This window comes from Mycobacterium intracellulare ATCC 13950 (assembly GCF_000277125.1).
Classification (GTDB): Bacteria; Actinomycetota; Actinomycetes; order Mycobacteriales; family Mycobacteriaceae; genus Mycobacterium; species Mycobacterium intracellulare.
Window position 1 is genome coordinate 365081 of sequence record NC_016946.1, and the last position, 17298, is coordinate 382378.

The following is a 17298-nucleotide window of genomic DNA, read 5'->3' on the forward strand; positions in this document are numbered from 1 at the left end:
CGGTGACGTCACGCCAGGCGCTCGCCGACCAGTTGACGCGGACGCGGACGCGGACGCTGCGGCTGGTCGACTTCGACGACGCCGAACTGTGCCGGCAGTACGACCCGCTGATGAGCCCGCTGGTGTGGGATCTGGCGCACATCGGCCAGCAGGAAGAGCTGTGGCTGCTGCGGGGCGGGGATCTTGCCCGGCCGTCGATGCTGTCGCCGGCCGTCGAGGGTCTCTACGACGCCTTCGTGCACTCGCGCGCCAGTCGGGTCGACCTGCCGCTGTTGTCGCCGGACGAGGCGCGCGCGTACTGCCGGACGGTGCGGTCCGCCGTGTTCGACGCCCTGGACGCGCTGCCCGACGACCCCGCGGGCGACGAGGCGGCGTTCGCGTACGCGATGGTGGTCAGCCACGAAAACCAGCACGACGAAACCATGCTGCAGGCATTGAATCTGCGCAGCGGCCCGCCGCTACTGCGCGGCACGTCGATGCTGCCGCCCGCCCGCCCGGGCCTGGCCGGCACCTCGGTGCTGGTGCCCGGTGGCGAGTTTGTGCTCGGCGTTGACCCCGCCGCCGAGCCATTTTCGCTGGACAACGAGCGTCCCGGCCACGTCGTCGACCTGCCCGCGTTCCGGATCGGCCGGGTTCCGGTCACCAACGGCGAATGGCGGCACTTCATCGACGACGGCGGCTACGACCAGCCGCGGTGGTGGTCGGAGCGGGGCTGGCGGCATCGCCAGGCCGCCGGCCTGACCGCACCGCAGTTCTGGAATCCCGATGCCGCCACCCGCACCCGGTTCGGCCACGTCGAAGACATCCCCGCCGACGAACCCGTCCAGCACGTCAGCTATTTCGAGGCCGAGGCGTACGCGGCCTGGGCCGGCGCGCGGCTGCCCACCGAGATGGAATGGGAGAAGGCCTGCGCATGGGACCCCTCCGCCGGCGTCCGGCGCCGCTACCCGTGGGGCGCCCAGGAGCCGTGCGACGCGCTGGCCAACCTCGGCGGCACCGCGCTACGGCCCGCACCCGTCGGGGCCTACCCCGCCGGCGCTTCCGCGTACGGGGCCGAGCAGATGCTCGGCGATGTGTGGGAGTGGACGAGCAGCCCGCTGCGGCCCTGGCCCGGGTTCGTCCCGATGCTCTACGAGCGCTATTCACAGCCGTTCTTCGACGGCGATTACCGGGTGCTGCGCGGCGGATCGTGGGCCGTGGAGCCGGGCATCCTGCGCCCGAGTTTTCGCAACTGGGATCACCCGTACCGGCGCCAGATCTTCTCCGGCGTCCGGTTGGCCTGGGACGTGCCGAAGGAGATCGCCTGATGTGCCGGCACCTGGGGTGGCTCGGGGCCGACGTCACGGTCTCCTCGCTGGTGCTCGACCCGCCGTTCGGGCTGCGGGTGCAGGCCTACGCGCCGCGCCGCCAGAAGCATTGTCTGTTGAACGCGGACGGTTGGGGCGTCGGCTTTTTCGATGCTGCGTCGGATGGCGCCGCGCCCCGGCGCTGGCGCAGCCAGCTGCCGCTGTGGGGTGATGTGTCCTTCGAGTCCGTCGCGCCGGCGCTGCGCAGCCACTGCGTGGTGGCCGCGGTGCGCTCGGCGACCGTCGGCATGCCGATCGAAGTCAGCGCGACCGCGCCGTTCACCGACGGGCAATGGTTGTTGTCGCACAACGGAATCGTCGACCGGGCGGCGCTGCCGGCGACGTCGCAGGCCGAATCGGTCTGCGACAGCGCGATGCTGGCGGCCGTCATCTTCGAGCGCGGCCTCGACGCGCTGGGCGACACCATCGTCGAGATCGCGGCGGCCGACCCGCGCGCCCGGCTGAACATATTGGCCGCCAACGGTTCTCGCATGCTGGCGACGGTGTGGGGGGACACGCTGTCCATCCTGCGCCGCCCGGACGGTGTGGTCCTGGCCAGCGAACCCTATGACAACGACTCCGACTGGGAGGACGTGCCGGACCGCCACCTGGTCGAAGTCACCGCCGGCGGAGTCACGATGACCCCGCTGGATCATCCGAAAGGGTCTTGATGACGCTGTCGCTGTCGAACCACCTCGCCGCAGACTCGGCCTATCACGCGTTGCGCCGTGACGTGTTCGAAGGCCTGCAGAAGACGCCGAAGTCGTTGCCGCCCAAGTGGTTCTATGACGCCGTGGGCAGTGACCTATTCGACCAGATCACCCGGCTGCCCGAGTACTACCCGACCCGCGCCGAGGCCGAGATCCTGCGCGCGCGGGCGGCCGAAATCGCGTCGGCCAGCGAGGCCGACACCCTGGTGGAACTGGGCAGCGGCACCTCGGAGAAGACGCGGCTGCTGCTGGATGCCCTGCGCGCGCGCGGTTCGCTGCGCCGGTTCGTCCCCTTCGACGTCGACGCCAGCATCCTGTCGACGGCCGCCGCGGCCATTGCGCAGGAATACTCGGGAGTCGAAATCAAGGCCGTCTGCGGCGATTTCGAAGAACACCTGACCGAGATCCCGGCGGACGGACGGCGGCTGTTCGTGTTCTTGGGGTCGACGATCGGCAACCTCACGCCCGGGCCGCGCGCGGACTTCCTCGCCGCGCTGTCCGCCCAGATGCGGCCCGGCGACAGCCTGCTGCTGGGCACCGACCTGGTCAAGGACCTCGAGCGGCTGGTGCGCGCCTACGACGATTCCGCCGGGGTGACGGCGGCGTTCAACCGCAATGTTCTTGCGGTGGTAAACCGGGAACTGGACGCCGATTTCGACGTCGACGCTTTCGCGCACGTCGCGCGGTGGAACCCGGCCGAGGAACGCATCGAGATGTGGTTGCGGGCCGATCGCGGCCAGCGGGTGCGTGTCGGTGCGCTCGAACTGATCGTGGACTTCGAGGCCGGCGAGGAGATGCTGACCGAGGTGTCGTGCAAGTTCCGCCCGGAAAAGGTGAGTGCCGAACTGGCCGCCGTGGGACTGCGTCGCACGCAATGGTGGACCGACGGAGCGGGTGACTTCGGGTTGTCGTTGGCCGTGAAGTGACCGCCGGCGACTCGCTGGCCGACCGATGGCGGGCGGCACGCCCGCCCATGGCCGGCCTGCATCTGGACAACGCCGCCTGCTCGCGGCAGAGCGTCGCGGTGATCGACGCCGCCGCGCAGCACGCCCGCAACGAGTCCGAAGTCGGCGGGTATGTCGCGGCCGAGGCGGCCGCCCCGGTGCTCGACGCCGGACGTGTCGCGTTCGCCGCGCTGACCGGGATGACCGACGCCGAGGTGGTGTTCACCACCGGCTCGCTTCACGCCTTGGATCTGCTGTTGGGCGCCTGGCCGACCAAGCACCGAACGGTAGCGTGCCTGCCCGGCGAATACGGGCCCAACCTGGCCGTGATGGCCGCCCACGGGTTCGACCGCCGGCTGCTGCCGACCATGGATGACGGCCGCGTCGCGCTCGACGACGCGGCGCGGGCCCTCGACACCGACCGGCCGGACCTGGTGCACCTGACCGCGGTGGCCAGCCATAGCGGTGTGGTGCAACCGGTTTCGATGGTCGCCCAGCTCTGCCGGGAGCTCGGGCTGCCACTGGTGATCGACGCGGCGCAGGCGCTGGGGCAGGTGGATTGCGCGGCCGGGGCCGACGCGGCGTATTCCTCGTCGCGCAAGTGGATCGCCGGCCCGCGCGGTGTCGGGATGCTGGCGGTGCGCCGGGAGCTGATGGAGAGCCTGCGCCCGAGGCTGGCGGCGCCGCAGTGGGCGCGCGCATCGGGGTCGCCGACGGTGGCCCAGCAGCTCGAATTCGGCGAAGCCAATATCGCTGCGCGGGTGGGGTTTTCGCTGGCGCTGGGGGAGCACCTGGCCTACGGGCCGGCGGCCGTCTGTGCACGCCTGGCCGAGCTGGGCGGCCTGAGCCGCATGGTGCTGGCCGACGTCGCAGGGTGGGCCGTCGTCGAGGAGGTCGAAGAACCCAGCGCCATCACGACTTTGGTGCCGACCGACGGCGCCGACCCGCAGGCGGTGCGGGACTGGTTGCTCGCCGAGCGACGGATCCTGACCACCTTCGTCGGCGTGCAGCGGGCACCGCTGGAGCTCCCGGGGCCGCTGCTGCGGATCTCGCCGCACCTGGACACCACTGCCGAGGACCTGGAGACCTTCGCCGAGGCGCTCATCGCCGCGACGGCGGCGACCGCAACCGGCTAGCCGGCCTTGTGCGCCGTCAGCAAGTAGGCCGGCATCTTGATCCGGCCTTGCTCGTCGCGATCGTGCGGCGGGAATTCGAAAGGCGCGTCGGCGATGTTGATCGCGTTCGACAGGATGAAGGAGGGGCGAATCTCGTCGATTTCCCAGTACGTGCTGACCGCGGCGCGCAGTTCGTCTTCGTCGACCTCGTTGGGCTTGGGTTCCATCTCGGCCGGGAAGGCGCCCTTGGCGAACACCAGCACGAAGTAGCTGGCGCCCGGTGCCGCGGCGCGGTGGACCGAGCGCAGGTAGCCGTCGCGGCCCTCCACGGGCAGCGAGTGAAACAGCGTGCTGTCGACGACGGTGGCGAACCGTCCGTCATACCCGCTCAGCGACGTGATGTCGGCCTGCACGAAGCTGGCCCTGGTCAAGCCGCGCTCCTGGGCGGACTTGGTGGCCGCCGCGACGGCGGTCGGTGTGAGGTCGACGCCGACCACGGTGTAACCCTGGGCGGCCAGGCTCAGTGAGAGCTCGGCGACTCCGCAGCCGGCGTCCAGGACGTCGCTGCGGAACTTGCCGGCCGCGGCCAGCGCCGCCAGTTCGGGTTGCGGCTCACCGATATTCCACGGGGGCGGACCCTCGAAATGGGCCTGCTCGCGGTAGGCGCTGTCCCAGTCCATCACTTGATCAGACGACATGGTCGTCAACCTACTCCCAGGTGTGCACCGGCTCGTTGGCATGCATGTACTCGCAGTAGCGGCGCAGCATCTCGGCCAGCGCGGCGGCCCGGCCCATGCCCGCGTCCTGCAGGGCCCGTACGGTGGAAACCTGCCAGGTGGCGCCGTTGCGGCCCGCGCGGGCGCGGCCCTCGATGACCCCCAGGAACCGGTCGCGGACCTCGGGGTCGACGCCCCAGCGCCGCAACCCGTCGTCGGCCATCGGCAGCAACGTGTCGAGCACCAGGTCGCGTGCGCTCACCTCCCCGAGCCCGGGCCAGTGCAGCCGGGCGTCGATGCCGTGGCGCGCCGCCGCCAAAAAGTTGGCCTCCGCCACCGCGAAATCCATGCGGTCCCACAACGGGCTGTCCGCCTCGGACAAGCTGCGCAGCATCCCGTAGAAGAAGGACGAATTCGCCAGCATGTCAACGACTGTCGGTCCGGCCGGCAACACCCGATTCTCCAGTCGCAGATGCGGGCGCCCGTCGACCACGTCGTACACCGGGCGATTCCACCGGTACACGGTGCCGTTGTGCAGCCGCAACTCGGACAGCTGCGGGGTGCGCCCGGCGGCCAGCTCGGCGACCGGATCCTCCTCGGACACCTCGGGCAACAGGGACGGGAAGTACCGGATGTTCTCGCGGTACAGGTCGAGGACCGAGGTGATCCACTGTTCACCGAACCACACTCGCGGGCGCACGCCTTGGGTTTTCAGCTCTTCGGGCCGGGTGTCGGTGGATTGGGTGAACAGCTCGATGCGGGTTTCCGCCCAGAGTTGGTGGGAGAAGAAGAACGGCGAGTTGGCGCCCAGCGCCAGCTGCGGACCGGCGACAATCTGCGCGGCGTTCCAGTTGGCGGCGAACGTCTCCGGGGCCAATTGCAGGTGCAATTGCATGCTGGTGCAAGCGGATTCGGGCGCTATCGTCGCGGCGTGCCAGTTCAGCGGTTCGGGGCCGTCGATGTCGATGGGCAGGTCTTCGCCGCGGGCGGTGAAGATCGAGTCGTTGAGGGCGGCATACCGCGTCGACTCGCTCATCCAGTCGTGATCGAGGTGTTCGGGCATCAGCGTGGGCAGGATGCCGATCATGACGATGTGCGCACCGTCGGCGGCGCCGGCCTTGATCTCGGCCTCGTTCAGGCTGGCCCGCACCTCGGCCTCGAGATCCAGCCCCGTGTGTCCGGGCAGCGCGTGCGGCGGGACGTTGAATTCGATGTTGTAGGCGCCCAATTCGGTCTGGTACGCGGGATCGCCGATGGCGTCCAGGACGTGGCGATTGGACATGGCCGGCTGGTAGTCGGCGTCGACCAGGTTGCACTCGATCTCCATGCCGGTGAGCGGCTGGTCGGAATCGAAGCATGACTGGGCGAGCATCGTCTCGAACACGTTCAGACACGCCTGAACCTTGCGCCGGTATTCGCGGCGGTGTGCGCTGTCGTACGTGGTGCGCTTGACCTCTTCGCCCACACCGCAGATGCAACAGGGTTACCGCCCGTAACGCAAGCTCTCCGGCGGCGCGGTTGTGGCCTCGCCCGCCGGGCGGGTAGACCATGATGGACTTTTGCCGCAAAAGTGTCAGAGCTCACGGGTGGAGGAGAGCAGTTGGCCGAGTTCGCCGAATTCGTGGCCGCTATCGACCAGGGGACGACCAGCACGCGCTGCATGATCTTCGATCACGAGGGTGCCGAGGTGGCCCGCCACCAGCTCGAGCACGAACAGATCCTGCCCCAGGCGGGCTGGGTCGAGCACGACCCGGTGGAGATCTGGGAACGTACCTCCTCGGTGCTGACCTCCGTGCTCAACCGTGCCAACCTGGCGCCGAAAAACATTGCCGCGCTGGGTATCACGAACCAGCGCGAGACGACGCTGGTCTGGAACCGCAAGACCGGACGGCCCTATTACAACGCGATCGTCTGGCAGGACACCCGCACCGACCGGATCGCGTCGGCGCTGGGAGCCGACGGCCGGGGCGAGGTGATCCGCCGCAAGGCGGGACTTCCCCCGGCGACGTACTTCTCCGGCGCAAAGCTGCGATGGATCTTGGAGAATGTCGACGGGGTGCGCGACGCCGCCGAGCGTGGCGACGCGTTGTTCGGCACCCCGGACACCTGGGTGTTGTGGAACCTGACCGGGGGTCCGCGGGGCGGCGTGCACGTCACCGACGTGACCAACGCCAGCCGGACCATGCTGATGAACCTCGAGACCCTGGACTGGGACGACGAGTTGCTGTCATTCTTTGCGATCCCGCGCGCGATGCTGCCGCGGATCGGGCCGTCGTCGTCGCCGCAGCCCTACGGGGTGACGGCCGAGACCGGCCCGGCGGGCGGAGAGATTGCGATCACGGGCGTGCTGGGTGACCAGCACGCGGCGATGGTGGGGCAGGTGTGTCTGGCCGAGGGGGAGGCGAAAAACACCTATGGCACCGGCAATTTCCTGCTACTGAACACCGGCGAGACGATCGTGCGGTCCGACAACGGGCTGCTGACCACCGTCTGCTACCAGTTCGGGGACGCCAAACCCGTTTACGCACTTGAGGGTTCGATCGCGGTGACGGGCGCGGCCGTGCAATGGCTGCGCGATCAGCTGGGCATCATAAGCGGGGCCGCGCAAAGCGAGGCGCTGGCCCGCCAGGTCGACGACAACGGCGGCGTCTATTTCGTCCCGGCGTTTTCCGGGTTGTTCGCCCCCTACTGGCGATCCGATGCCCGGGGCGCGATCGTGGGGCTGTCCCGATTCAACACCAACGCGCATCTGGCCCGGGCCACCCTGGAGGCGATCTGCTACCAGAGCCGCGACGTGGTAGACGCGATGGCCGCGGATTCCGGTGTGCGCCTTGAGGTTTTGAAGGTCGACGGTGGTATCACCGGCAATGACCTGTGCATGCAGATCCAGGCCGACGTGCTGGGCGTGGACGTGGTGCGTCCGGTGGTCGCCGAGACGACGGCGCTGGGCGCCGCGTACGCGGCCGGCCTGGCCGTGGGGTTCTGGGCCGACCCGGCGGACCTGCGCGCCAACTGGCAGGAGGGCCGGCGTTGGTCGCCGACCTGGAACGACGAGCAGCGCGCCGAGGGGTACGCGGGCTGGCGCAAGGCCGTGCAGCGGACCCTGGATTGGGTCTCCATCACCTGAGGTGACCTGATCCAGGGTCCGCTGGCTCGGAATCAGTCTTCGCCGAGGATGCCGTAGATCTCGCGCCGCGCGTTGTTGAGAATGTCGACGATGCGCTGCTGCTGCTCGGCGGAAGCGGTGTGGGCGGACTGCCCGACCGCGCCGAACAACTGGCCGACGGCCGCCCTCAGGCTCATGTGACCGGGGTCCGCACCTTCGGTGATCTCGTCCCACGGCGGGGTCTCGATCTTCTCGGCCGCCCCGCGGCCCTGCTCGGTCAGCTCGAAAAGCTTCTTGCTGCCCGCGGATTCGCTCGCGGTGATCAGGCCTTCGTCGTCGAGCAGCTGCAGGGTCGGATACACCGAGCCAGGGCTCGGCTTCCACAGCCCGTTGCTGCGTTCGGCGATCTGCTGGATCATCTCGTAGCCGTGCATCGGCCGCTCGGCGAGCAGCGTCAGGATGGCCGCCCGCACGTCACCGCGCTTGCCGCGGCCCGGGCCGCCACGGCGCCAGGCGCCGCGCCGTCCGCCGGGACCGAAACCGAAACCGGGGCCGAAGCCCGGCCCGAATCCGGGACCGAACCCGAACGGGCCTTCGTAGCCACCCGGGTGGCCGCCGCCGGCGTGGTCGCGGAGATGTTCGCGGAAGTCCCGCCTGGCCTGGCGCCGCGCCTCGTGCAGGGCGCGCCGGTCGACCGGGCCGGAGCCGAACCCGAATCCGAAACCGGGCCGGCCGCCGAATGGTCCCTCGGGGGGAGTGAATGGGTTGCTCATTTGTGTCCTTACGTTGGTGGATCGCGCACCCGACGTGCGCTTCGGAATATCACGATATATCGGGAACTAACGCGATGCAACTGGATATGTTGAAAGATATCGACTAGCGAAGCTGACCTGCGGAAATCCACGCCCATCCGCGCCGCCCAAACCCGCGGGCCGGTTTGCAGAGGCCAGACGGCGGGTAGGAACTGTGGGATGGACGCTGACAACGACGTGACGGTCGATCGCACGGCCGCCGGTGCGGCCCCATCCGGGGACCCCGGTGGTGCCCCGCGCCGGAACGTCTGGCCCTGGGTCAACTGGGGGTTGGCGCTGGCGACGGTGCCCGCCGCGGCGATCGTCATGCTGTTCGCGCTCGGTGGCGTGCTGAGCACCGCCGGTTGCAGCGACACCAGCTGCCCCAACCTGGGCCACGGCGGCATCGACTTCGGCGTCGCCTTCTACGGCGCGCCCGCGGTGGCCGTCGTCGTCATCGTCATCTCGGTTTTCACCGCCAAACACCGCGGCGGCATCGCGGTCCCGCTGCTGGGGTGGGCGCTGCTGATCGCCGACGTCGTCCTCATGGCGGCGAGCGTCGCCCGCTAGCCGCGCTGCGTCAGTGCGGCGGTGCGAAACCGTCCGGAGGCGCGCCGTAGCCCGGTCCCGGGGCGGGTCGGCCCGGCTCCGGCCACGGCTCCGGGTACCGCGGCGGCGCGCCCGGTGGCATGGGCGGCCAGCCCGGCGCCTGGGCGGTCGGGCGCAGCCGGGCCAGTTCGCGACGGTGCCGCTCGGCGAGGACCGCGGCCAGCACCAGTTCCGGCGGGGCCCCGGGCGGGGGCGGCGCAATGCGCGCCACGACATCACCGGCGATGCGGTACGCCATCTGAGTGCGCAGCTGGCGGTCGAGTTGCGGTGCGCGGGAAAGGAATTGGCGCGCCACTTCGGCTTGACCGACGGACAGTCCCGACAGCTGCAGCGACGCCGCCCACCAGGCCAGCGCCGGAGGCATCGTCGGCGGGGGCCCCAGCCGGGGTCCGCGTTCGTTGACCACCACCGTGCCGGCGAAGATATCGCCGATCCGTTTGGCTTTGGGTGACAGGATGCTGCAGATGATGGCGGGGCTGCCGAAGAGCATCCAGATTTCCACCAGCGAGGCCAGGGCGCGAAACAGCGCCTGGCGGAAGCGTTCTGGGCCGCCGTCGTCGGACACGACGCGCAGACCCAGGGCGATCTTGCCCACCGAGCGTCCCCGCGTCGCGGTCTCGAGGATCAACGGGTAGCCCACAATTACCAGAACCGTAAATATAAGCAGGATGGCGTTGCTCAGCGCGGTGTCGAACTCGGTCAGGGTGGCGGCCCACAGCATCAGCCCGAGCAGGTAGCCGATCACCATGACGGCGATATCGATCAGCGCGCTCAACGTCCGCACCGGCAGCTGGGCGATCTGCACGTCCAGCACCACGGCGTCCCCGGTCACCACCGACATAACTTCGAACGGTACAGGCCGGGCGGGTGCGGGCGACCGCACTTGGTCATGCCCGCGGCGCCGCGCCCGCGGGGTGATTAGGCTGCCCAGGGTGGACGTCGACGCATTCGTGCTGGCCCATCGAGGCACGTGGGACCGCCTCGATCGACTGATCGGGCGCCGCCGGTCGCTCAGCGGCGCCGAGATCGACGAACTCGTCGAGCTCTATCAGCGGGTGTCCACCCATTTGTCGATGCTGCGCTCGGCGTCGTCGGATTCGATGCTGGTCGGCCGGCTCTCGAGCCTGGTCGCGCGGGCCCGTTCCGCGGTGACCGGCGCCCACGCGCCGCTAAGCAGTACGTTCACCCGGTTCTGGACGGTGTCCTTCCCGGTCGTCGCGTACCGCACGTGGCGGTGGTGGCTGGCCACGGCGGCGGCGTTTTTCGCGGTGGTCGTGGTCATTGCGCTGTGGGTCGCCGGCAGTCCCGAGGTGCAGTCAGCGCTCGGAACCCCTAGTGACATCGAGCAATTGGTCAATCACGACGTCGAGTCGTACTACAGCGAACATCCCGCCGCCGCCTTCGCGCTGCAGATCTGGGTGAACAATTCCTGGGTTTCCGCTCAATGCATCGCGCTGTCCGTCGTGCTGGGGCTGCCCATTCCCTTTGTGCTGTTCGAGAATGCCGCCAATGTGGGCGTGATCGCCGGCCTGATGTTCCCCGCCGGCAAGGGCGGCCTGCTGCTGGGATTGCTTGCCCCCCATGGGCTGTTGGAGCTCACCGCGGTCTTCCTCTCGGGGGCGGCGGGAATGCGGCTGGGATGGTCGGTGATGTCGCCCGGCGACCGGCCCCGCGGACAGGTGCTCGCCGAACAGGGCCGTGCCATCGTCTCGGTGGCCGTGGGCCTGGTGGCCGTGCTCGCCGTCTCCGGGTTGATCGAGGCGCTGGTGACGCCGTCGCCGTTACCGACGGTCGTACGGGTCGGCATCGGCGTCATCGCCGAGGCGGCGTTCTTGTCCTACATCGTCTACTTCGGTCGCCGCGGGGTCAGAGCCGGGGAAAGCGGCGACATCGAAGACGCGCCGGATGTGGTCCCCACCGGCTGAGCTTCGCGAGACTGCAACTGCGGACGGCCCTACTCGGGAAATGCGTCGGTGGTTACAGTTCCGCGGTGCCGATCACAGGCGCCCGGTCGCTTTCATCGCCAGGTAGTGGTCGGCGAGCGCGGGCGCCAGTTCGGCGGGCGGGGCGTCGACGACCTCCACGCCGGTGCGGCGCAGTCGTGTGGCCATGGCGCCGCGGTCGTTGCGGGATCGCTCGGCCGCGGCGGCGTCGTACACCGCCGCGGCATCCGATCGGCCGGCGGCCATCTGGTCGACCCGCGGGTCGGAAACCGCGGCCAGCAGCAGGTGATGCTTGGCCGACAGCTGCGGCAGCACGGGCAGCAGGCCCTCGTCGAGGGCGGTCGGATTGAGGTCGGTCAGCAGCACCACCAGCGAGCGCCGGCGGGCCCGCAGCGCGATGGCCGAAGCCATTGCCCGCCAATCGGATTCGACGAGCGTGGGCTGCAGGGGGGCCATCGCGTCGACGAGCTGGGCGAGCAGCTCGGTGCGCGACGCGCCGAAGACGCCGGCCCGGCTCACCCGGTCGTGGGCGAGGAAGTCGACGTTGTCGCCCGCCCGCGACGCGAGCGCGGCCAGCAGCAGCGCGGCATCCATCGACCAGTCCAGCCGCGGCCAGCCCGCGGGATCGGAGGTGGTGGGGTCGACGCCCACCCGGCCCGCCGCGGTGCGGCCCGTGTCGAGCACGATCACCACGCGCCGGTCGCGTTCGGGGCGCCAGGTGCGCACCACCACGTCGGCGCGCCGCGCGGTCGCGCGCCAATCGATCGAGCGCACGTCGTCACCGACGACATACTCTCGCAGCGAATCGAATTCGGTGCCCTGCCCGCGCACCAGGGTGGGCAGCAGGCCGTCGATCTCGCGCAGCCTGGCCAGGCGCGACGGCAGGTGCTTGCGTGACAGGAACGGCGGCAGCACCCGGAGCTGGCCGGGCACCGATTGCGAACCCTGCCGTCCCGCCAGGCCCAGGGGCCCGATCGATCGCGCGGTGATCACCGTCGCGCGCTGATCGCCGCGGCGCTTTGGCTCCAGCCGGGTCGCGACGTGCTGATCGCCCCCGGCCGGGATGTCCACCGCATGGGTGCGCGGCCGCGCGCGGGCGCTGGGCGGCCAGGCGTCGCGGACCTGGCCGCGGAACCGCCGCCGGCCGTCGTTGTGGATGGACAGCTCACAATCCACCTGCTGACCGAGCCGGGCGGAGCGATCCGGGGAGCGCACGTAGCGCAGGGCGGTGGTGCGGGCCGCCAACCCGACGTCGACGGCGACGGCGACGGCCAGCGCCACCAGCAGGGCCACGAAAGCCGTTGCCGGCCAAGGCGAGACAGCGATGGGCAGGACGCAGATCAGCGCGACCAGTCCCGTGCGTCCGGTCAGGATCACTAGCGGGGCACCGGAACCGACGCCAGAATCCCGTCGAGCACGCCATCGGACGTGGCCCCCTCGAGTTCGGCTTCGGGCCGCAGCATCACCCGGTGCCGCAGCGTCGGGCGGGCCATGGCCTTCACGTCGTCGGGGGTGACGTAGTTGCGGCCCGACAGCCAGGACCAGGAGCGCGCGGTGGCCAACAGGGCGGTCGCCCCGCGGGGGGACACGCCCAGCTGCAGCGCGGGGGAGGATCGGGTGGCCCCGACGATGTCGACGATGTAGCCGAGCACCTCGTCGGCGACCAGCACGTGTCGCACGGCGTCGCGGCCGGCGGCCAGGTCGGCCGGCCCCGCCACCGGCTTGATCGCCGACAGATCGCGGGGATCGAAACCGTGCGCGTGCCGGTGCAGGATGGCGATCTCGGCGTCCCGCGGGGGCAGCGTCACATTCAGTTTGAGGAGAAAGCGATCCAGCTGGGCCTCGGGCAGCTGGTAGGTGCCCTCGTATTCGACCGGGTTCTGGGTCGCGGCGACGATGAACGGGTCCGGCAGCGGCTGGGGTTCGCCCTCGACGCTGACCTGGCGCTCCTCCATCGCCTCGAGCAGCGCGGCCTGGGTCTTGGGTGGGGTGCGGTTGATCTCGTCGGCGAGCAGCAGGTTGGTGAACACCGGACCGGGCCGGAACACGAACGCGGCGGTGCGCGCGTCGTACACCAGGGAACCCGTCACGTCGCCGGGCATCAGGTCCGGCGTGAACTGCACCCGCTTGAACTCCAGCTGCAGCGCCGCGGACAGCGCCCGGACCAGCAGCGTCTTCGCCACTCCCGGAACGCCTTCCAGCAGCACATGCCCGCGGCACAGCAGCGCGATCACCAGGCCGCTGACCACGCCCTCCTGCCCGACGACGGCCTTGGCGAGCTCGGCGCGCAACGCCAGCAGCGCCTCGCGAGCGGATTCGGCGGTGGGGGACGAGGCGGTATCGGCTTGTGGACCGGAAGGGGACTGTGTCACGGGCGTGCGACCTGCCTTTCGATGTCGTCGAGCGCACGGGCAAGTTGTAACAGGTCGTGGTCGGTCGTCGGGGGCGGACCGAACAGATGGTAGGAGACGAACCCCGGATCCGAACCGGTGCGCTGGGCCGCGGTGGACACCACGGTCGCCGGGTCGGCGCCGGCGCCCAGGCCGAGCCGCGGCAGCAGCCGCTGCAGTGTCGCCGTGCGCAGCGCCGCGGCCGCGCGATCGCGTGCCCGCCGGGACCGATACAGCCGGCCGCGACCCTCGACGGTCTCCGACGCGCGCACCACGACGGGCAACTCCTCGGCCACCAGCGGGCCGGGGCGGCGGCCCTTCCACGCGGCGACCAGCAGCACCACCAGCGCCAGCTGCCACACGATCCAGCTCACGTTGGGTGGAATCAGGTCGAAAAGTGATGCCTTGGTGGAGGTTTCACCCTCGACGTGATGGGGCGCGTACCACACGAGCCGGGGGCGGTCGCCGGCCAGGTTCATCGCGAGCGCCGCGTTGCCAGCGTGCAACAGGCCGCCGTTGGTCATGAAGTCGGTGCTGCCGACGGCGGTGACGACCCGTCCGCCGTCCCGGAAGCGGATCAGCGCGCCGTCGTAGCAGCGGGTCATCGTCCGGCCGTCCTTGGCCTTGAAGGTGTTGGTCGGGCCGAACCGCACCGAGCCGGACCGAACGGCTTCGCGCAGCGTGCAATTCGGGTCGCTGTCGAAGCCGCTGGCGCCGGACACCTCCACGCCCGGCAGCAGCGCCTCGCGGGCCCGCGTCGTCGGTTCCACCAGCAGCAGGTCCGAACGGATCCTCGCCAGCCGGTCGGTCACCGCGTCGGTCAGGTACTGGCTCTGTGCCACCAGGATCAGCGCGTCCGGGCGCGCCGCCCGTTCGACGTCGGCGATGGTGTCGGCCACGACGACGTCCACACCGGCGTCGCGGAGCAACTCCACCAGCGCGTGGGCGCCGTCCGGGCCGGTCGACGCGGGGTCCATCCGCGCGCCGGGGCGCGGCGCGGTCAGGTAGGCATCGACGCCGGCGATGACGGCCAGCACCAGCAGGATGACGACCACCCAGCGCCACGAGCGCCGGCGCCGGGGCGCGGTCTGGGTGCGGGCATCGCTGATCGTGGCCATCACCGCACCTGCGCCCACGACTCGGGGACGGCGGGTCGCCCGGCCTCGGCCGGGGCGCCCTGCCAGCGGGACCGCAGGTGATCGTCGAGGTCGGCGATCATCTGGTAGGCGGCCCGGGTTCCGGGCTGCTCGCCATAGGTGACGTCGTTGAAAGCCGTTGCCGCTTCGGACAGTTCGTCGGCCAGATGGGGCAGCGCGGTGCCGGCGTCGCGAGCCAGCTCGTTGGCCGTGCGGCCGGGGGCCGCCGCCAGCACACCGGTCTCCTCGAGCTGGCGGGCGACAGCGCGCAGCCGGTGGCGTATGGCCGCCGCCCAATCACCTTCGGCCGCATAGCTTTCGGCCGTCGCTCGATGCTGGGCGGCCGTCAATTGCGCGGCTTCGAACAGCAGCTGGTCACCGCCGCGGCGGGCGCGCATGGTGCGCCGCGCGACGTGGAAGGCAACAAACACCGCGATCGCCAGCAGGATCAAAAGCACTGTCGCCGTGAACCATCCGCCTGGCACCGTGGCGGTCTTCTGCAGCATCCGGTAGATCAGGTCGTTGAGCCAGTCGAGGAACTGGTCGGCCGACGACCCCTTGGAATAGATCGGCTTGTTGAGTTCGTCCTGCGCGGCGCGGTGCGCGGCATCGCGGTCGATGTCGATGGAAGGCATGCTCAGCTAGTCCTCGCTCGGCCGTTACAGCGGCCGCGTGAGCCAGAGGTGGTCGGTGGACGCGGCCGCGTAGGGCCCCTGGGCGGCTCCGGTCTGCAAGACGAGGTCGAACGCCTCGGCGCGCATCCGGCGGTCGGTGTAGAGCAGGACGATCACTCCGGCGTTGAACGGTGCGGTGATGATCTCGCCGATCGCCGCCCCGACGGAGAGGATCGCGGTGCTGATCAAAAAGGCGGTGCCGGACGAGGTGATCTGGAAAAACTGACCGACGATGCTGAACGGCACCGCGACGGCGTTGGCGACGATCGAGGCCACCAGGAAGGTGAGCGTGCGGATGCCCAGCACTCGCCAGAAGCCGTTGCGGATCAGCTTGAACGATCGGGTGATCGCGTCGAGCACGGGCAGCCGTTCCAGCACGATCAGCACCGGGGCGAACAGCACCACGGTGTACAGGTACACCAGCGCCGCGAGGACGACCAGCACCAGCGGGATGCCGAGCACCACGGCCGCCGCGGCGCTGCCGATCGCCGCCAGCACCCCGATGATCACCGCGACCAGCCCGGCCAGGGCCGCCACCACGACGGCCTCGACCAGGGCCAGGCCGAGCAAGGCCGGCAGCCGCCCGCGGATCCTGGTCCAGGTTTCACCGATGGTGATCGGCGACCCGAACACCGCCCGCCCGACGATGACGGTGAGCATTCCGGACAGCAGCATGCCGCCCAGCCAGCCGACGAGGAGGCCGGCCCCCACCGACGCCGTCCAGGCGCCCAGGACCCCCGCGGTCAGGGTGTCGGGCTCGCCGGTGGTGGTGAACCGGTCGTGGGCGGCCAGCGGGCCGAAGAAGGCGACCTTGGTGATGATCTGCATGACCACGACGACGATGGCGGTCAGACCCAGCGTCGCTTTCGGATTGGCGCGCACGTAGCCGACCGCGCCGTTGAAGATGTCGCCGAGGGTCAGCGGGCGCAGCGGGATGATGCCGGGCTTGACCGTTCCGTAGCCCGGCGGCGCGCCGAAGGCGGGTGGGGTGCCGTAGCCCGGCGGCCGCCCGTAGCCGGGTGGGACGCCGTGGCCGGGTGGGGGCGGATAGCCCGGCGGGGGACCATAGGTCGGGTAGACCGGGGGCGGGCCGTATTGAGGTGGCGGGCCGTATTGAGGCGGCGGGCCGTATGCGGGCGGCGGGCCAACCGGATGACCAGGCGGCGGCGCGGTCACCGAACGCCGAGGCCTTGCAAACTAGCTCCGCGGCCGGGCGCGTCGTTCGTCATGGGCTCCATCCTGTCGGCGGTCGTGGCATTTCACAATGTTGACCGGCATTGACCGGCATTGACCGCGTTGTCCCCCGCGCCCGCGCGTAGCGTCTCACACATGGCGGAACTCAAATCCCGGCTCCGGGCGGACCTGACCGCGGCGATGAAGGCCCAGGACAAGCTGCGAACGGCCACGCTGCGGATGCTGCTGGCCGCGATCCAAACCGAGGAAGTGTCCGGCAAGCAGGCCAAAGACCTCACCGACGAGGAGGTCATCAAGGTGCTGGCCAAGGAATCGCGCAAACGCGGCGAATCCGCCGAGATCTACACCCAGAACGGGCGCGGAGACCTGGCCGCCAACGAGCACGCCGAGGCCAGGATCATCGACGAATACCTGCCCACCCCGCTCACCGAGGCCGAGGTGGCCGACGTTGCCGACACGGCGATCGCGCAGGTGGCCGAGGAAATCGGCGAGCGCCCCGGCATGAAACAGATGGGCCTGGTGATGAAGGCCGCCACCGCGATCGCGGCCGGCAAGGCCGACGGCGCCCGATTGTCGGCCGCCGTCAAAGAGCGCCTGTAGCCCGACCGGTTCGGTGGACTCGTT

General features: G+C 70.2%; 17 protein-coding genes. 8 read left to right on the top strand and 9 right to left on the bottom strand.

Annotation, left to right across the window (positions count from 1 at the left end; translation table 11 throughout):
* Positions 1–2 precede the first annotated feature (2 nt).
* From egtB to egtE, 4 genes are read left to right on the top strand one after another with little or no spacing between them, the layout of a single operon-like run.
* Positions 3–1307, top strand: coding sequence for an ergothioneine biosynthesis protein EgtB (gene egtB / locus OCU_RS26775; protein ID WP_026071055.1), 1305 nt, complete (start codon positions 3–5; stop codon positions 1305–1307).
* Positions 1307–2017, top strand: coding sequence for an ergothioneine biosynthesis protein EgtC (egtC, locus tag OCU_RS26780; protein ID WP_014378920.1), 711 nt, complete (start codon positions 1307–1309; stop codon positions 2015–2017). The genes egtB and egtC overlap by 1 nt, the downstream gene beginning before the upstream one ends.
* Positions 2017–2982 (top strand): L-histidine N(alpha)-methyltransferase, encoded by a 966-nt coding sequence (gene egtD / locus OCU_RS26785; RefSeq protein ID WP_009955087.1) that lies wholly within the window; start codon positions 2017–2019, stop codon positions 2980–2982. Before egtC ends, egtD begins: the two co-directional genes overlap by 1 nt.
* A gap of 47 nt (positions 2983–3029) precedes the next feature.
* The gene (egtE, locus tag OCU_RS26790; RefSeq protein ID WP_232525340.1) at positions 3030–4136 is read left to right on the top strand and encodes an ergothioneine biosynthesis PLP-dependent enzyme EgtE; all 1107 of its coding nucleotides are present in this window, start codon (positions 3030–3032) and stop codon (positions 4134–4136) included.
* Here the strand turns inward: egtE and OCU_RS26795 are convergent.
* Both OCU_RS26795 and OCU_RS26800 read right to left on the bottom strand, forming a co-directional pair.
* On the bottom strand, positions 4133–4813 hold the full coding sequence (locus OCU_RS26795; protein WP_014378922.1) for a class I SAM-dependent methyltransferase: 681 nt from the start codon (positions 4811–4813) through the stop codon (positions 4133–4135). The two genes, egtE and OCU_RS26795, sit on opposite strands and share 4 nt — an antisense overlap.
* A 10-nt stretch (positions 4814–4823) precedes the next feature.
* Positions 4824–6296, bottom strand: a complete 1473-nt coding sequence (locus tag OCU_RS26800; RefSeq protein ID WP_009955092.1) for a glutamate--cysteine ligase family protein — start codon at positions 6294–6296, stop codon at positions 4824–4826.
* Positions 6297–6431: 135 nt separating this feature from the next.
* Here OCU_RS26800 and glpK point away from each other — a divergent pair, with 135 nt between their 5' ends.
* Complete coding sequence (glpK, locus tag OCU_RS26805) at positions 6432–7958, top strand: glycerol kinase GlpK (RefSeq protein ID WP_014378923.1); 1527 nt, start codon at positions 6432–6434, stop codon at positions 7956–7958.
* A 32-nt stretch (positions 7959–7990) separates the two neighbouring features.
* On the opposite strand, the gene OCU_RS26810 is transcribed toward glpK, so the two are convergent.
* Positions 7991–8710, bottom strand: coding sequence for a PadR family transcriptional regulator (locus OCU_RS26810; protein ID WP_008263283.1), 720 nt, complete (start codon positions 8708–8710; stop codon positions 7991–7993).
* A 198-nt stretch (positions 8711–8908) separates the two neighbouring features.
* On the opposite strand from OCU_RS26810, the gene OCU_RS26815 reads away from it, so the two are divergent.
* On the top strand, positions 8909–9298 hold the full coding sequence (locus OCU_RS26815) for a hypothetical protein (RefSeq protein ID WP_008263284.1): 390 nt from the start codon (positions 8909–8911) through the stop codon (positions 9296–9298).
* A 10-nt stretch (positions 9299–9308) separates the two neighbouring features.
* On the opposite strand, the gene OCU_RS26820 is transcribed toward OCU_RS26815, so the two are convergent.
* On the bottom strand, positions 9309–10178 hold the full coding sequence (locus tag OCU_RS26820; protein ID WP_014378924.1) for an RDD family protein: 870 nt from the start codon (positions 10176–10178) through the stop codon (positions 9309–9311).
* Positions 10179–10269: 91 nt separating this feature from the next.
* Here OCU_RS26820 and OCU_RS26825 point away from each other — a divergent pair, with 91 nt between their 5' ends.
* Positions 10270–11262, top strand: coding sequence for a stage II sporulation protein M (locus OCU_RS26825; protein ID WP_014378925.1), 993 nt, complete (start codon positions 10270–10272; stop codon positions 11260–11262).
* A gap of 72 nt (positions 11263–11334) precedes the next feature.
* On the opposite strand, the gene OCU_RS26830 is transcribed toward OCU_RS26825, so the two are convergent.
* From OCU_RS26830 to OCU_RS26850, 5 genes are read right to left on the bottom strand one after another with little or no spacing between them, the layout of a single operon-like run.
* Positions 11335–12657, bottom strand: coding sequence for a DUF58 domain-containing protein (locus OCU_RS26830; RefSeq protein WP_014378926.1), 1323 nt, complete (start codon positions 12655–12657; stop codon positions 11335–11337).
* Entirely contained in the window at positions 12657–13652 is a 996-nt protein-coding gene (locus OCU_RS26835) for an AAA family ATPase (protein WP_008263288.1), read from the bottom strand. Before OCU_RS26835 ends, OCU_RS26830 begins: the two co-directional genes overlap by 1 nt.
* Complete coding sequence (locus OCU_RS26840; RefSeq protein WP_014378927.1) at positions 13649–14788, bottom strand: DUF4350 domain-containing protein; 1140 nt, start codon at positions 14786–14788, stop codon at positions 13649–13651. Before OCU_RS26840 ends, OCU_RS26835 begins: the two co-directional genes overlap by 4 nt.
* Complete coding sequence (locus OCU_RS26845; protein ID WP_009954769.1) at positions 14788–15441, bottom strand: DUF4129 domain-containing protein; 654 nt, start codon at positions 15439–15441, stop codon at positions 14788–14790. Before OCU_RS26845 ends, OCU_RS26840 begins: the two co-directional genes overlap by 1 nt.
* A 24-nt stretch (positions 15442–15465) precedes the next feature.
* On the bottom strand, positions 15466–16656 hold the full coding sequence (locus tag OCU_RS26850) for a hypothetical protein (protein ID WP_014378928.1): 1191 nt from the start codon (positions 16654–16656) through the stop codon (positions 15466–15468).
* A gap of 153 nt (positions 16657–16809) precedes the next feature.
* On the opposite strand from OCU_RS26850, the gene OCU_RS26855 reads away from it, so the two are divergent.
* Complete coding sequence (locus OCU_RS26855; RefSeq protein ID WP_008263292.1) at positions 16810–17274, top strand: GatB/YqeY domain-containing protein; 465 nt, start codon at positions 16810–16812, stop codon at positions 17272–17274.
* Positions 17275–17298: the final 24 nt, after the last annotated feature.

Excerpts from the sequence above, each read along its gene's own strand:
- egtC (WP_014378920.1), top strand. The coding sequence starts at position 1,307 with ATGTGCCGGCACCTGGGGTGGCTCGGGGCCGACGTCACGGTCTCCTCG.
- egtD (WP_009955087.1), top strand. The coding sequence starts at position 2,017 with ATGACGCTGTCGCTGTCGAACCACCTCGCCGCAGACTCGGCCTATCAC.
- egtE (WP_232525340.1), top strand. The coding sequence starts at position 3,030 with ATGGCCGGCCTGCATCTGGACAACGCCGCCTGCTCGCGGCAGAGCGTC.
- OCU_RS26795 (WP_014378922.1), bottom strand. The coding sequence starts at position 4,813 with ATGTCGTCTGATCAAGTGATGGACTGGGACAGCGCCTACCGCGAGCAG.
- OCU_RS26810 (WP_008263283.1), bottom strand. The coding sequence starts at position 8,710 with ATGAGCAACCCATTCACTCCCCCCGAGGGACCATTCGGCGGCCGGCCC.
- OCU_RS26815 (WP_008263284.1), top strand. The coding sequence starts at position 8,909 with ATGGACGCTGACAACGACGTGACGGTCGATCGCACGGCCGCCGGTGCG.
- OCU_RS26820 (WP_014378924.1), bottom strand. The coding sequence starts at position 10,178 with ATGTCGGTGGTGACCGGGGACGCCGTGGTGCTGGACGTGCAGATCGCC.
- OCU_RS26840 (WP_014378927.1), bottom strand. The coding sequence starts at position 14,788 with ATGGCCACGATCAGCGATGCCCGCACCCAGACCGCGCCCCGGCGCCGG.
- OCU_RS26845 (WP_009954769.1), bottom strand. The coding sequence starts at position 15,441 with ATGCCTTCCATCGACATCGACCGCGATGCCGCGCACCGCGCCGCGCAG.
- OCU_RS26855 (WP_008263292.1), top strand. The coding sequence starts at position 16,810 with ATGGCGGAACTCAAATCCCGGCTCCGGGCGGACCTGACCGCGGCGATG.